Below are 12,002 nucleotides of genomic sequence, written 5' to 3' on the forward strand. Positions count from 1 at the left end.
GGCAGGGCATCCTCGCGTCATCTGGCAGAAAGCAAACGACGCCCTGTCGGGAAACCGGCAGGGCGTCGTCGTGTCTGTCATCGGCCGTCTATTCAGGGCGCGTTGACGTCGATGGCCAGGTGGTCGAGTGACTGGCGCTGCTTGATCATGCCGCGCTCGTACAGGAAGTTCTCGAAGTCACGGTAGCGGCCGGCATCCAGTGCGGCCGGACGCAGGGCGAAGCGCGGCAAGGTGGCATACCAGGCTTTCTTGTTGAGCGCGGTATCGAGTGCCGGGTCGGACTCGCGGAACAGCTTCCAGCCCTTGTCAGGGTGGTTGATCATCCAGGCGGTGGCTTCACCGACGGCGGACAGGAAGGCGGCGTATTGCTCGTGCTTGCGAGAATAGCTGTCGCTGTTGGCGACGAAGATCAGTTCGTCATAGGTCGGTACGCCTTCTTCCTCGATGTAGAAGGCGCGGCCCTTGACGCCTTCCTGTGCCATCTGGGCGAGTTCGAAGTTGCGGAATGCCCCGGTGACGGCATCGACCTTGCGGGTCAGCAGTGACGGCGTCAGCGAGAAGTTGACGTTGGTCAGGGTGATGTCATCCAGTGTCAGGCCGCTGTTCTGGAGCATGGTGGACAGCAGGACTTCCTCCACGCCACCGACGGAATAGCCGACACGCTTGCCCTTGAGGTCGGCCATCGACTGGATGTCACTGTCCGCGCGCACGACCACCACGTTGAGCGGGGTGGCCACCAGCGTGCCGATGCGCACCAGCGGCAGCCCTTGATCCACCTGCAGGTGCAGCTGGGGCTGATAGCTGATGGCGATGTCGACGCGCTCCGCTGCGGCAAGCTTGGGGGGGACGCTGGGGTCTGCCGGAGCGATCAGCTCGACGTCCAGACCATGTTGCTTGAACAGGCCCAGTTCCTGAGCCAGCACCAGCGGCCCGTGGCCGGGATTGGTGTACCAGTCGAGCATGACCTTGAGGTGCGTGAGGGGCTTGGCATCGGTGGCGGCCGCTTGCGGGTCCTGCACATCGCCAGCGGCGGGGCGGGTCTGTTGCTCGGTCTCGGCAGTCTGCTTGGCAGAAGCGTCTGGCTCGAGGGTGGCACCGTCCTGCCCGGCCTGGGTGACCGCTGCCGCTGCACTGTCACTGGCGGTCGGGGCCTGGGGCTCGGCGCTGGCGCCAGTCTCGGCTGACAGGGCGAAGGTGCTCAGGCTGAGGGTTGTCAGCAGCGTCGCGAAGAGGCAGGACAGCTTGCCGGAACGGCGGATCGCCGATGGCGAGAATGGCATGGCGGTATTCCTTGTGGTGTCGAGAATGTGAGGCCGTCAGGACATCGCCTGACAGCCGGAAGCGCTCAGTTCAAACGGGTCAGGCGATCCCGATGCCAGGGCATCAGGCGACGCAGCAGGGCATCCAGTGTGAAATACAGCAGCAGCGAAAAGGCGACCAGCACCAGCAGGGCGGCGAACATCAGGTCGATTTCCATCCGGGCATTGGCATTGAGCATCAGATAGCCGAGGCCCTGGCTTGCGCCGGCCCACTCACCGATGACGGCCCCGATGGGAGCGGCTGTCGCTGCCATGCGCACGCCGGAAGCCAATGCCGGCAGCGCGGCGGGCAGTTGGACATGCAGCAGCAGTCGCCACGGGCTGGCACCCAGGGTATGGGCGAGATCCAGCCAGCCCTGAGGAGTCTGGCGCAAGCCGTCGTAGCCGGTGGAGGCCACGGGGAAATAGATGATCAGCGTGGCCATCACGACCTTGGAGAGCATGTCATAGCCCAGCCACAGCACCAGCAGTGGAGCGATCGCGAACAGCGGGATCACCTGGCTGATCAGCAGCAATGGCAGCAGGGTGCGCCGCAGACGAGGGATGAACGCCAGTGCCAGCGCGGTGCTCAGTCCGAGAAGGACCCCCAGTACCAGCCCGCCAAGAATCTCGGCGAAGGTGATGCCGGCGTGGTGTGCCAGCATCGGGGCCTGACGGACCAGCACCTCCGCGACTGCCAGTGGCGCTGGCAGGATGTAGGGCGGCACGGCCGTGGTGATGATCACCAGTTGCCAGAGTCCCAGCAGGACGGCGGCGCTGATGGCGAGATGACGCAGGGCATGCAGGCGTTTCATGGCGTCTCCTCGCCGTCGCGCAGGCGTGTGATCAATTCGGACTGGGCCTGCTGCAGGGCGGGCAGGTCCAGCGGCACCGGGCGAGGCGGCGAGAGCCCGGGCAGGCAGTCGAGCACTGCCCCCTGCTGGCTGTCGCGGCCCGGGCGCAGTACCAGCAGTTGGTCGGCCAGGCGCAGCGCCTCGAGCGGGTCATGCGTGACCATCAACACGGTGCGTCCGTCCAGCAGCCGGCTGGCGAGATCATGCAGTTCGAGTCGCGTGATGGCGTCCACTGCGGAGAAGGGCTCATCCATCATCACCACCGGAGCCTGCTGGTAGAGCGTTCGCGCCAATGCGACGCGTTGGCGTTGCCCGCCGGAGAGGGCGTCTGGCCAGGCCTGCTCGCGCCCCTCCAGACCCACCGCTGCCAGCAGTTCGCGAGCCCGCTCGGTATCGCGAGGGCGACGATGGAGATCATCTCCCAGACACAGGTTGTCCAGCACCCGGCGCCAGGGCAGCAGCAGGTCCTGCTGCGCCATCCAGGCGACGCGACCCGCCAGTGGCTTGCCATCATCGGTGGTGAGTTCCAGCGTGTGATGGTCGGGCATCTCGAGGCCGGCCAGCAGGCGCAGCAGTGAGCTCTTGCCGCAGCCTGAGCGGCCCAGCAGGGCCGTCCAGCTTCCGGCATCCAGACGCGCCGACAGATCACGAAACAGCGTATGGCTGGCGTAATCGATGCGAGCGTTGTTGAGGGAGAGTCCCAGCGACACAGTGTCATCCGTGGTCAGGCGGCATGCCGAGGGGAGGAAGCACGCAGGGCGCCTGACGCTTGGGCAGGTGACCGGAATTCCCTCCGCCGGTATCAACCGGATCAGGTTCCAGGGGTTGCCATGCGACGTGACGCATCGGCTCTCAGCCCACTTTCGGGCACCCCCATCCAGGCCGACAGTGTACCGTCACCTGCCCGCCGGTTGCATCCCTGCCATCGTCGGGGTGGCTGTCGTGTGGCTATGCTGCATGGCCCGGTGTTGGGTATGCTATCGAGGTATCGCAGCCTCAAGGAGATCAACATGCCTGATACCCCGGATCTCTCGACCTGCTCCAGCGGTTATCCCGTGCCACCGCGGCGACCCGTGATGCCAGACGCGACATCCGTGCCCAATGGCTGGCCGGAGGATGCGCTGACTCGCCGTCTTTCCACCTATCTGGGGCATGCTCTGGAGCCGCTGGCACTTGCCTGGCCGGATAGTGCCAACTGGTTGTGGCGGCAGCGTGGCGGCACCCCCGGCCTTATCAAGCTGGCGCGGACCGGCCCGGATCACGACCCCTTCTGGCGAGCGATGCGCGGTGTCTTCGGCGCCGATCGCTGGGCGCAACCTGAGGCCCTGACACGGCTGGCGGGCGCGTTGCCGGCGCGTTTGCCCATCCCTCCGCTGCCGCTGACCTATCTGGGGCGTCTCGATGGCGCGCCCGTCTGGCATCTGCCGTGGTCCAGCGGTCAGCCCAGTGATCTCAGTGACACCTTCTGTGAGTTGCTGGGAGATCAGGTCGGGCGGCTGCATCAGGACACCGTGTCCGGCTTTGGTCAGCCCCTTGCCCAGCCCATGCCGCTGCTGCATTGGAATGCCCGCGTGACGCGTTTTCTCGCGCGCCATCCCCTGTCCCACGAGCTGGGGGACCTGCCATCACGCACCTTCTCGCATCCCGCTCGCGCCGTCTGGAGTCTGCCGGACCTGCGCGCGGACCAATATCTGTGCGCCGCCACCGGCTGGGTATGGAGCGACTGGGAGGCTCTGGTGTGGGCCCCGATCGAGTTCGACTGGGCACTGATCGAGTTGTTGCTGGAGACGCCGAGTCAGCGTGAGGCCTTCCTCGCCGGTTATTCGCGTCATGGGCGCATGGTCGATATCGACGGTCAGCGTGAGCTGTGCCGAGCCCTGTTGTGGGCGATGGAAGCCTTCGGTCCGACCCGCTACGCCGAGCTGGCGGCAGCCCCGGCCTGGGTGTCGCCGAGAAGCCTGACATGTTGATCGCAAGTCCATGAATATTTGAGAAATTTCTCTGCAGCCTCGTCGCTGACATGGAATACTGTCTCTGGGCCGTCGCAGACGTGATTCGAGACTTGGTGCCGGGAATGGCGGGGGAGCACACGTGGTAGAGAATCTGAACTATTACTTCTTGCTGGCGGGCATGCTCATCGCCTTGAGCGTGCTGGCAAGTCGGGTCTCGGCTCGTCTCGGCATGCCCCTGCTGTTGCTGTTCCTGGGGCTCGGCATGCTGGCGGGGGAGGATGGCGTGCTCGGCATCCAGTTCGATGATGCCTCTACCGCGTACCTGATCGGCAACCTGGCGTTGGCACTCATTCTGCTCGATGGGGGGCTGCGCACCCGCCTCTCGACCTTCCGTGCGGGTCTCAAGCCGGCATTGGTGCTGGCGACCGTCGGGGTCTTCATGACCAGCGGGCTGGTGGGACTGCTGGCCATGTGGCTGTTTGATCTGACCTTGATCGAAGGCCTGCTGGTCGGTGCCATCGTCGGCTCCACCGATGCCGCCGCCGTGTTCTCGCTGCTGGGCGGGCAGGGGGTGCACCTCAACGAGCGGGTCGGGGCGACGCTGGAGATCGAGTCCGGTACCAACGACCCGATGGCCATCTTCCTCACCATCACTCTGGCCGAGATACTGACCGGACAGCTGACGGGGGTCGCCGCCGGACTCATGAGCTTCGCGCTGCAGTTCGGGGTCGGCGCGGGCATGGGGATCGCCGGTGGCTGGTTGATCGCCCGTCTGATGCGCTATCTGGATCTGGCGCCCGGCCTCTATTCCCTGCTGGCGCTGGCGCTGGGCCTGAGCCTGTTCGCGACGACCAATGAGCTCGGTGGCAGTGGCTTCCTGGCCATCTATCTGTGTGGCCTGATGATCGGCAATCATCCGGGGCGCCACCTCGAACACATCCTGCCGGTGCATGACGGACTGGCCCACCTGTCCCAGATCGTGCTGTTCCTGATGCTGGGTCTGCTGGTCTCACCCTCCACGATGCTGCAGTTCGCGCTGCCGGCCGCCATTCTGAGTGTGGCGCTGATCCTGTTCGTGCGCCCCCTGGCCGTGATCCTGTGTCTCAAGCCTTTCTTCCGCTTCCGCTGGCGAGAGCTGTGGTTCATCAGCTGGGTCGGGTTGAGGGGGGCGGTGCCGATCGTGCTGGCGATCTTCCCCGTGATCACCGGGGTCGAGAATGCCGGCGTCTACTTCAATGTCGCCTTCTTCGTGGTGATCATCTCGCTGCTGGTGCAGGGCTCGTCGCTGGCTCCCATGGCGCGCAAGCTCAGGGTGGTGGTGCCGCCGGGCGCACAGCCCAGCCGCCGCAATCTGCTGGGCATCATGCCCGTCAACGATTACGAGATGCTGGTCTACCGGGTCGACAACACGGCGCTGGAAGGCGTGGCCTTGCGTATGCTGCGCTTCCCCTCCGGGGCCAAGGTCGGGGCGCTGTTCCGCAACAAGGTGCTGATCCATCCCAAGGGCAGCACCTGTCTGCATCAGAAGGACGTGCTGTGCGTCGTCGGGCGCTCCTGTGATGTGCCAAGCCTCAATCGCATGTTCAATGGCGAGAGTCTGCAGCATGAACAGCGCGCCTTCTTCGGCACCTTCACCCTGGAAGGGGATGCCAACATGCAGGATATCGCCGATGTCTACGGACTGACGCTCTCTCAGGGCGAGCAGCACCTGACCATCGCCGAGTTCATCACCCGCAGAGTCGGCGGGGTGCCGGTGGTCGGGGATGATGTCGACTGGCATGGCATTCACTGGGTGGTGAATGAGGTCGAGGGCAATCGCATCACCAAGGTGGGGCTGCGCCTGCATTGACGCGGATCTTTCCGTCGTGACCCGGTTCTGCCTGTCGTGACGCCAGGCTGGCACGGCGCTTGGTGGCGGGTTTATGCATTGCGTGTAATGTGCTGATCTCCTTTCGACTGAGGGATGACGTACCCTTGGCTCGTCAGGCCTTTACCCGCCTGGTCTGGCTGGCCACGAATGGTGGTCAGCAGCCAAGGAGATAGTCTCATGGGCAGTCCACATCCACACCTTGCGCGCTGGCTGTTGCGATTCGAGGATTTCCCACCAGGCCTCACCGAGGACGAGAAGACCTTCCACGCCACCTTCAATGTGGTGTATGTGCTCGCGATAGCGAGTCACCTGCTGTATGCCGGTCTGATGCTCTGGCTGGGAGAGATGGGCATTCTGGCGCTGGATCTGGGCATGCTGGTGGTGGACCTTGTCTGTCTGCAGCTGCATCGCGCGCGCCGAGAGGTGCTGGCCGCCAACCTGCTGGCATTGGGTACCTGTGCCCAGATAAGTCTGTCTCTGGGCTATTTCGGTCCAGCCCCCGGTTTCGATTATTTCTATTTCGGTGCGCTGCTGTGCATCTACTGCATTCGCATGCCCTTCACGCGACGTCTGCTGCTGTGTCTCATCTGCCTGAGCATGCCGCTGCTGGCCTATGTCGTGCTGATGTTCCAGGGGGTGGCCAATCCGCTGCCGCCCGGGTGGGCATTCGCGTTCCGACTGATCAATCTCTGCGTTCTGACCGTGTTCTTCACCCTCGTGCTGGTACAGATGGGGTGGTCGGCGGATCGCTTGCGCCAGCGTTTCGAGTCACGCGAGCGGTTCGATGAGTTGACCGGGGCGCTGAGTCGCGCGGAACTGATCGACAAGGGGCGTGAGATGTTGATGGGAACACAGCCCATCAGCGTGATGATGGTGGATGTCGACCACCTGGGGCTGATCAACGAGACCTGGGGACGCGCGGCGGGCGACCAGGTGCTCAAGGAGCTGGTGAAGCGCATGCGCAGTATCCTGCGCGGAGAGGATCTGATCGGTCGCTATGGCGGGGAGGAGTTCGTGCTGCTGAGTCCGCGGCTGCATGGTGAGCGCGCCGACCAGGTGGCGGAGCGTCTGTGCAAGGGGGCCTCGGCATTGCCCTTCGTCATCAATGACGGCATCAACAGTCTCGATGTCAGTCTCTCGATCGGCGTCGCCCAGCGCCAGTCCGGGGACAAGGATCTGGAAAGCCTGATCGCCAAGGCGGACGTCAACCTGTTCCGCGCCAAGCGCGAAGGCTGCAATCGTTTCGTCAGCGACAACCAGCTGGGGCCGGTATCGCGCAGCAGCGAATCTCACGGCAGCAGGTCGTGAGGCGGTGATCAGCAGTGAGAGCGACAGTGGAGGAGGTTCCACTGTCGCGGTGTCGCGTACGGTGCGCGAATGGCTCAGCGCTTGCCGGCAGGTCGGCGGCGAGCGCGGGCCGGCTTGCGTGGCAGCGGGTCCATCGTCGAGGCGGGCACGGCGAGTCCGGGCTCGAACCCTTCGATCACCACACGCTCGATGAAGTTGCCCAGATGCTGCTCGATGGCGCACAGGTTGCGGAAATCATCACGCGATACCAGTGAGATGGCTTCACCGCTTGCCCCGGCGCGTCCGGTGCGTCCGATACGGTGCACATAGTTCTCTGCCTCATCCGGCAGGTCATAGTTGACCACCCGCTGCAGGTCATCGATGTCGATGCCGCGCGCCGCGACGCCCGTCGCCACCAGAAATGGCACCTTGCCTGCCTTGAAGTCTGCCAGCAGCTGCTCGCGGACCGCCTGGCTGCGTCCGCTGTGGAAGGATTCGGCGCCAATGCCGCGCTTCTCCAGCTGGCTGACCAGCTTGGCCGCACCGCGCTTGGTCTCGATGAAGATCAGCGCCTGCTGCCACTCGCCACTCTGGATCAGGTGGCTGAGCAGTGCGGATTTGAATTCCTTGTCGACCGTGATCAGGCTCTGGGTGATCTCGGGAGCGCTGGTGTTTTCCGGCGCGATGGAAATCTCCACGGCGTCCGTCACCGCGGTTCTGGCCAGCATGCGTACCTGGGTCGACAGGGTGGCGGAGAACAGCAGATTCTGACGTTGGCTGGGCAGTTTCTCGACGATCTTGTTGATGTCGGCGATGAAGCCCATGTCGAGCATGCGGTCAGCTTCATCGATGACGAGGGTGCGTGTCTCGTCGAGATGGATCGCGCGTCGGGTCAACATGTCGAGAAGACGCCCTGGCGTCGCGACCAGAATGTCCACGCCTTCGATCAGACGCTGTTGCTGCGGGGCGATGTCCACGCCGCCATACATCGCCATGGAGCTGAGCGTGAGATGTGCGGCATATTGGCGGATGTTGTCTTCCACCTGGATGGCCAGCTCACGCGTCGGCGTCAGGATGACGGCATGCACTCGCTTGGCGCGAACCTCGGGGGCGTCTATCAGTTGTTGCAGCAGGGGCAGCACGAAGCTTGCCGTCTTGCCGGTGCCGGTCTGCGCGGCGGCAATCAGGTTGTCGCCGGCCAGCACGACGGGAATCGCCTGCGCCTGAATCGGGGTCGGAGTCTGATAACCCTGCTCGGTAACGGCCTTGACGATGGGGTCGCTCAATCCAAGGGCGGAAAATGGCATGGTGTCTCGATTTTTCAAGGGGAGGAGGGATTGTACGACCACGGGGTGTCGCAAGGCGTTGAGTGATCCATTGTACCTCCCCGGGAGGATGCCATGAGGAATGGCCACTGCAGGCAGGTGTGCAATGAAAAAGCCCCGTCTACCTGAAGTAGACGGGGCTTTCGGAATTCAAGGTGGTGGAGGGACAGGGATTCGAACCCTGGGTAGGCTATTAACCTACGCCGGTTTTCAAGACCGGTGCATTCAACCGCTCTGCCATCCCTCCGACTCACGGAGCGAAATACTACCGAAACTGATGAGAATAGCAAGAGGTGGGCGAAGAAAAATCTTCGGAAAAGCCATCGCGGACAATCACTTGCGGTGATCATCAAACGCCCTTGAGCGCTGCCGGCTGCCAGGCGACAGGGCGAGCACGAAAAAGCCCCGCCTACCTGAAGTAGACGGGGCTTTCGGAATCAAGGTGGTGGAGGGACAGGGATTCGAACCCTGGGTAGGCTATTAACCTACGCCGGTTTTCAAGACCGGTGCATTCAACCGCTCTGCCATCCCTCCGACTCACGGGATGAAATACTACGGATTTCTCTGGCCGCGTCAAGGACTTGGAGTGAATTTCCTTTCCGTTCAGATGCTTGAAAGGTAGCGAGTGCCATACTGTGCGGGGAGAGCGAGGATGAGGTTGCCTTTTGCGCGCTGGATAGTTGCATGAAACGGGCTTTTCATCGTCCTGTCTCTTGATTAGGGAAACCCCGACGGGCATGCTGGGGTCAATTCGATGCATCCATCGTAGCAACCTGAGGATAGACACCATGGCTAACAGCTCCTGGCAGGTCTCGCAGGATACCGCGAGCCGCTCACTCAGTACCCACCGGGTACTGCGCAACACTTACATGATGCTGGCGATGACGCTGCTGTTCTCTGCGCTCACCGCTGGCGTGGCGATGAGCATGGGCGTGGGCCGCATGAACATCTTCGTGCTGCTGATCGGTGCCTACGGTCTGATGTTCCTGGTCCACAAGACCGCGAATTCCACCGCCGGCATCTTCGCGACCTTCGCCTTCACCGGCTTCATGGGCTTCACGCTCGGCCCGGTGCTCAATGCCTACCTGAGCATGCCCAACGGCGCTCAGCTGGTGATGACGGCACTCGGCATGACAGGCATCACCTTTGCCGGTCTGTCCGCGGTCGCACTGGTGACGCGCAAGGACTTCTCGTTCCTTGGCAACTTCCTGTTCGCGGGTGCCATCGTGCTGATTCTGGCGATGCTGGCGGCGATGATCTTCAACATCAGTGGTCTGGCGCTGGCAGTATCGGCCGGCTTCGTGCTGTTCGCCTCCGCGGCGATCCTGTTCGAGACCAGCCAGATCATCCATGGCGGGCAGACCAACTATCTGCTGGCGACGGTCAGCCTGTACGTCTCAATCTACAACATGTTCGTCAGCCTGCTGGCGCTGCTGGGCTTTGCATCCGACGATTGATCGTCAGACGCTACCCCGCAAGCCTTGCATCAACGACCCCGCCTCGGCGGGGTCGTTGCGTTGTGGGGCATGGACACGGCGCGGCGGCAGGGAACGGCGGTACGTCGCGGCGGTGGTGGTGGCGATGCGGGGCTCTGACAGATGCCACCACTCGCGCTAGAATGTCGCCCTCAATGCGCAGCCGACTCGAGGTTCACATGCGTTACGCTCTGGCCGTCTACGGCGGTCCCTACAGTCAGCAGGCCAGTCATTCGGCCCTGCGCTTCGCCGAGGCGTTGCTGGCCCGCGGGCATCGTCTGAGCACGGTGTTCTTCTATCACGACGGCGTCTACAACGCGGCGACGATGATGGCACCTCCTCAGGATGAGCCACATCTGCGGGACCGCTGGATCGCGCTGGCGGAGCAGGGCGAGACCCGTCTGCAGGTGTGCGTGGCAGCCGGGCTCAGGCGTGGCATGCTCGATGAGCGTGAAGCCGCGCGACACGGCAAGCAGGGGGCGACCCTCGAGGCGCCCTTCGAGTTGACCGGACTCGGGCAGCTGGTGGAAGCCACGCTCGAGAATGACCACCTGATCACCTTCGCCTGAGGAGAGCACCATGAGTGATGCGATGTCACAGACAGCGACGCACGCTGCCGACCTTGGGCAGGTGAGCGATGACCTCGCGCCGGGCGATCTGTTGATCCTGTTGCGTCACGCGCCGCATGGCAGCAGCTGGCTGCGCGAGGGGCTGGAGGCGGCGATGGTCGCGGCGGCCTTCGGGCGCGAGGTCGGGTTGCTGTTCAGTGGGGATGGCGTATTGGCCCTGCTGGAAGGCCAGCAACCGGGCGCGCTGGGGCAGAAGGGCAGTGACAATCTCCTGGCAGCGCTGGACATGTACGATGTCCAGCGCTGTTATGTGGATGCCACCGCCCTGCGCGCACGGGGCCTGAGCGTCGAGGATATCGCCTTGTTGCCGGTGACCCTGATGGAGCACGACGATATCGTGGCGCTGACCGGCGCCTTCTCGCGGGTCTTGAGCTTCTGAGGCCTGCCTGACGCCCGGGCGTGCGGCTGGTATGCTCCGCCATCATCACCCTCGCGCTCTCGCTTCGGGCGCAAGATCGCACTGGCGGGCGTGCGGCTCACGTCTTTCGCGGGCGCGTCTCTGTCCCGCGCACTCCTGCCTCCCTTGACTGGATAATTGCATGAATCTTCATCTTCTCAATCGCTCGCCATTTTCCAGTCGCATTCTGGATGATGCGCTCAATGCCATGGGGCCCGAGGACCAGCTGCTGCTGATCGAGGATGGTGTCAACGGCGCATTGGCTGGCGCGGAGCACTATTTCGTCGGCCTGGAGGGGCGTCTGTTCGCCTTGCGTGAGGATCTCGAGTCACGTGGCCTGTCGGGCCGTTGTAGCGCGAGCGTGATCGTGGTGGACGTGGATGGCTTCGTTGCGCTGACCGAGGCCGCGGACAAGACGATCTCCTGGTTCTGAGCGGCGCGGCGCGAGGTGTCACGCCAGCCGGACAGGCATGTCGCATGTCATTTCTTGAGTGGAACGAAACATCAGGATGAGCAATGGCCAGCAGTGAAACGGTACGTACGCTTTCTCTCGACGGACGTGAGATCGGTCTTGATGCCGAGGGGTATCTGGTGGATCTCGAGGACTGGAGCCCTGCGCTGGCCGAGCGGCTGGCGGCGGAAGAAGGCCGTGAGTTGACCCCTGAACACTGGGAGGTCATCGAGGTATTGCGGGATTTCTATCAGCGTTTCTCGCTTTCCCCGGCCATGCGGCCGCTGACCAAGGCGATGACCCAGCGCTTCGGGCCGGAAAAGGGGCGCTCGCTGCATCTGATGCGCCTGTTTCCTGACAGTCCCCCCAAGGTGGGCGCGCGCCTGGCAGGACTGCCCAAGCCGACCAACTGCCTGTGAGGCAGTGCCTTGCCGCGCCGACAATCGCGCCGGGCACATGCACAC

12 protein-coding genes, 2 tRNA genes and 1 riboswitch are annotated in these 12,002 nt (G+C 63.6%); of the genes, 8 read left to right on the forward strand and 6 right to left on the reverse strand.

The window, feature by feature from the left end; genetic code table 11:
- Nucleotides 1-92 precede the first annotated feature (92 nt).
- From PJK54_RS01255 to PJK54_RS01265, 3 genes are all read right to left on the reverse strand, one after another.
- On the reverse strand, nt 93-1,280 hold the full coding sequence (locus PJK54_RS01255) for an ABC transporter substrate-binding protein (RefSeq protein ID WP_240499555.1): 1,188 nt from the start codon (nt 1,278-1,280) through the stop codon (nt 93-95).
- Between the two features lie 65 nt (nt 1,281-1,345).
- Nucleotides 1,346-2,113, reverse strand: coding sequence for an ABC transporter permease (locus PJK54_RS01260; RefSeq protein WP_077372781.1), 768 nt, complete (start codon nt 2,111-2,113; stop codon nt 1,346-1,348).
- Nucleotides 2,110-2,862: an ABC transporter ATP-binding protein gene (locus PJK54_RS01265; protein WP_077372784.1), complete on the reverse strand. Its 753-nt coding sequence runs from the start codon at nt 2,860-2,862 to the stop codon at nt 2,110-2,112. Before PJK54_RS01265 ends, PJK54_RS01260 begins: the two co-directional genes overlap by 4 nt.
- Nucleotides 2,863-2,923: 61 nt before the next feature.
- A riboswitch (TPP riboswitch) is annotated at nt 2,924-3,037 on the reverse strand.
- Between the two features lie 125 nt (nt 3,038-3,162).
- On the opposite strand from PJK54_RS01265, the gene PJK54_RS01270 reads away from it, so the two are divergent.
- The 3 genes from PJK54_RS01270 (at nt 3,163) to PJK54_RS01280 (ending at nt 7,282) form a co-directional block, all read left to right on the forward strand.
- On the forward strand, nt 3,163-4,122 hold the full coding sequence (locus PJK54_RS01270) for a hypothetical protein (protein ID WP_084208992.1): 960 nt from the start codon (nt 3,163-3,165) through the stop codon (nt 4,120-4,122).
- Nucleotides 4,123-4,243: 121 nt separating this feature from the next.
- On the forward strand, nt 4,244-5,953 hold the full coding sequence (locus tag PJK54_RS01275; RefSeq protein ID WP_271302007.1) for a potassium/proton antiporter: 1,710 nt from the start codon (nt 4,244-4,246) through the stop codon (nt 5,951-5,953).
- 198 nt (nt 5,954-6,151) lie between these two features.
- Nucleotides 6,152-7,282, forward strand: coding sequence for a GGDEF domain-containing protein (locus PJK54_RS01280; protein WP_167593029.1), 1,131 nt, complete (start codon nt 6,152-6,154; stop codon nt 7,280-7,282).
- Nucleotides 7,283-7,356: 74 nt separating this feature from the next.
- Here the strand turns inward: PJK54_RS01280 and PJK54_RS01285 are convergent, their stop codons facing one another.
- The 3 genes from PJK54_RS01285 to PJK54_RS01295 form a co-directional block, all read right to left on the reverse strand.
- Nucleotides 7,357-8,568: a DEAD/DEAH box helicase gene (locus PJK54_RS01285; protein WP_191236775.1), complete on the reverse strand. Its 1,212-nt coding sequence runs from the start codon at nt 8,566-8,568 to the stop codon at nt 7,357-7,359.
- Nucleotides 8,569-8,742: 174 nt separating this feature from the next.
- A tRNA-Ser gene (locus PJK54_RS01290) sits at nt 8,743-8,833 on the reverse strand.
- A gap of 196 nt (nt 8,834-9,029) precedes the next feature.
- A tRNA-Ser gene (locus PJK54_RS01295) sits at nt 9,030-9,120 on the reverse strand.
- A gap of 254 nt (nt 9,121-9,374) precedes the next feature.
- Here PJK54_RS01295 and PJK54_RS01300 point away from each other — a divergent pair.
- The 5 genes from PJK54_RS01300 to PJK54_RS01320 all read left to right on the forward strand — a co-directional run bounded on the left by PJK54_RS01300 (nt 9,375) and on the right by PJK54_RS01320 (nt 11,957).
- Complete coding sequence (locus PJK54_RS01300; RefSeq protein WP_065392578.1) at nt 9,375-10,043, forward strand: Bax inhibitor-1/YccA family protein; 669 nt, start codon at nt 9,375-9,377, stop codon at nt 10,041-10,043.
- 197 nt (nt 10,044-10,240) lie between these two features.
- The gene (gene tusD, locus PJK54_RS01305; RefSeq protein WP_077372797.1) at nt 10,241-10,630 is read left to right on the forward strand and encodes a sulfurtransferase complex subunit TusD; all 390 of its coding nucleotides are present in this window, start codon (nt 10,241-10,243) and stop codon (nt 10,628-10,630) included.
- 10 nt (nt 10,631-10,640) lie between these two features.
- Nucleotides 10,641-11,069, forward strand: a complete 429-nt coding sequence (tusC, locus tag PJK54_RS01310; protein WP_271302008.1) for a sulfurtransferase complex subunit TusC — start codon at nt 10,641-10,643, stop codon at nt 11,067-11,069.
- 160 nt (nt 11,070-11,229) lie between these two features.
- Nucleotides 11,230-11,520, forward strand: a complete 291-nt coding sequence (gene tusB / locus PJK54_RS01315) for a sulfurtransferase complex subunit TusB (RefSeq protein WP_084208989.1) — start codon at nt 11,230-11,232, stop codon at nt 11,518-11,520.
- 83 nt (nt 11,521-11,603) lie between these two features.
- Entirely contained in the window at nt 11,604-11,957 is a 354-nt protein-coding gene (locus tag PJK54_RS01320; RefSeq protein WP_077372803.1) for a TusE/DsrC/DsvC family sulfur relay protein, read from the forward strand.
- Nucleotides 11,958-12,002: the final 45 nt, after the last annotated feature.

The organism is Cobetia sp. MMG027 (assembly GCF_027947415.1).
Taxonomy (GTDB): Bacteria; Pseudomonadota; Gammaproteobacteria; order Pseudomonadales; family Halomonadaceae; genus Cobetia; species Cobetia marina.

What these genes read in the sequence shown, in the direction of transcription:
- PJK54_RS01255 (WP_240499555.1), bottom strand. Translation starts at nt 1,280, where the DNA reads ATGCCATTCTCGCCATCGGCGATCCGCCGTTCCGGCAAGCTGTCCTGC.
- tusC (WP_271302008.1), top strand. Translation starts at nt 10,641, where the DNA reads ATGAGTGATGCGATGTCACAGACAGCGACGCACGCTGCCGACCTTGGG.
- PJK54_RS01270 (WP_084208992.1), top strand. Translation starts at nt 3,163, where the DNA reads ATGCCTGATACCCCGGATCTCTCGACCTGCTCCAGCGGTTATCCCGTG.
- PJK54_RS01260 (WP_077372781.1), bottom strand. Translation starts at nt 2,113, where the DNA reads ATGAAACGCCTGCATGCCCTGCGTCATCTCGCCATCAGCGCCGCCGTC.
- PJK54_RS01320 (WP_077372803.1), top strand. Translation starts at nt 11,604, where the DNA reads ATGGCCAGCAGTGAAACGGTACGTACGCTTTCTCTCGACGGACGTGAG.
- tusB (WP_084208989.1), top strand. Translation starts at nt 11,230, where the DNA reads ATGAATCTTCATCTTCTCAATCGCTCGCCATTTTCCAGTCGCATTCTG.
- tusD (WP_077372797.1), top strand. Translation starts at nt 10,241, where the DNA reads ATGCGTTACGCTCTGGCCGTCTACGGCGGTCCCTACAGTCAGCAGGCC.
- PJK54_RS01300 (WP_065392578.1), top strand. Translation starts at nt 9,375, where the DNA reads ATGGCTAACAGCTCCTGGCAGGTCTCGCAGGATACCGCGAGCCGCTCA.
- PJK54_RS01285 (WP_191236775.1), bottom strand. Translation starts at nt 8,568, where the DNA reads ATGCCATTTTCCGCCCTTGGATTGAGCGACCCCATCGTCAAGGCCGTT.
- PJK54_RS01280 (WP_167593029.1), top strand. Translation starts at nt 6,152, where the DNA reads ATGGGCAGTCCACATCCACACCTTGCGCGCTGGCTGTTGCGATTCGAG.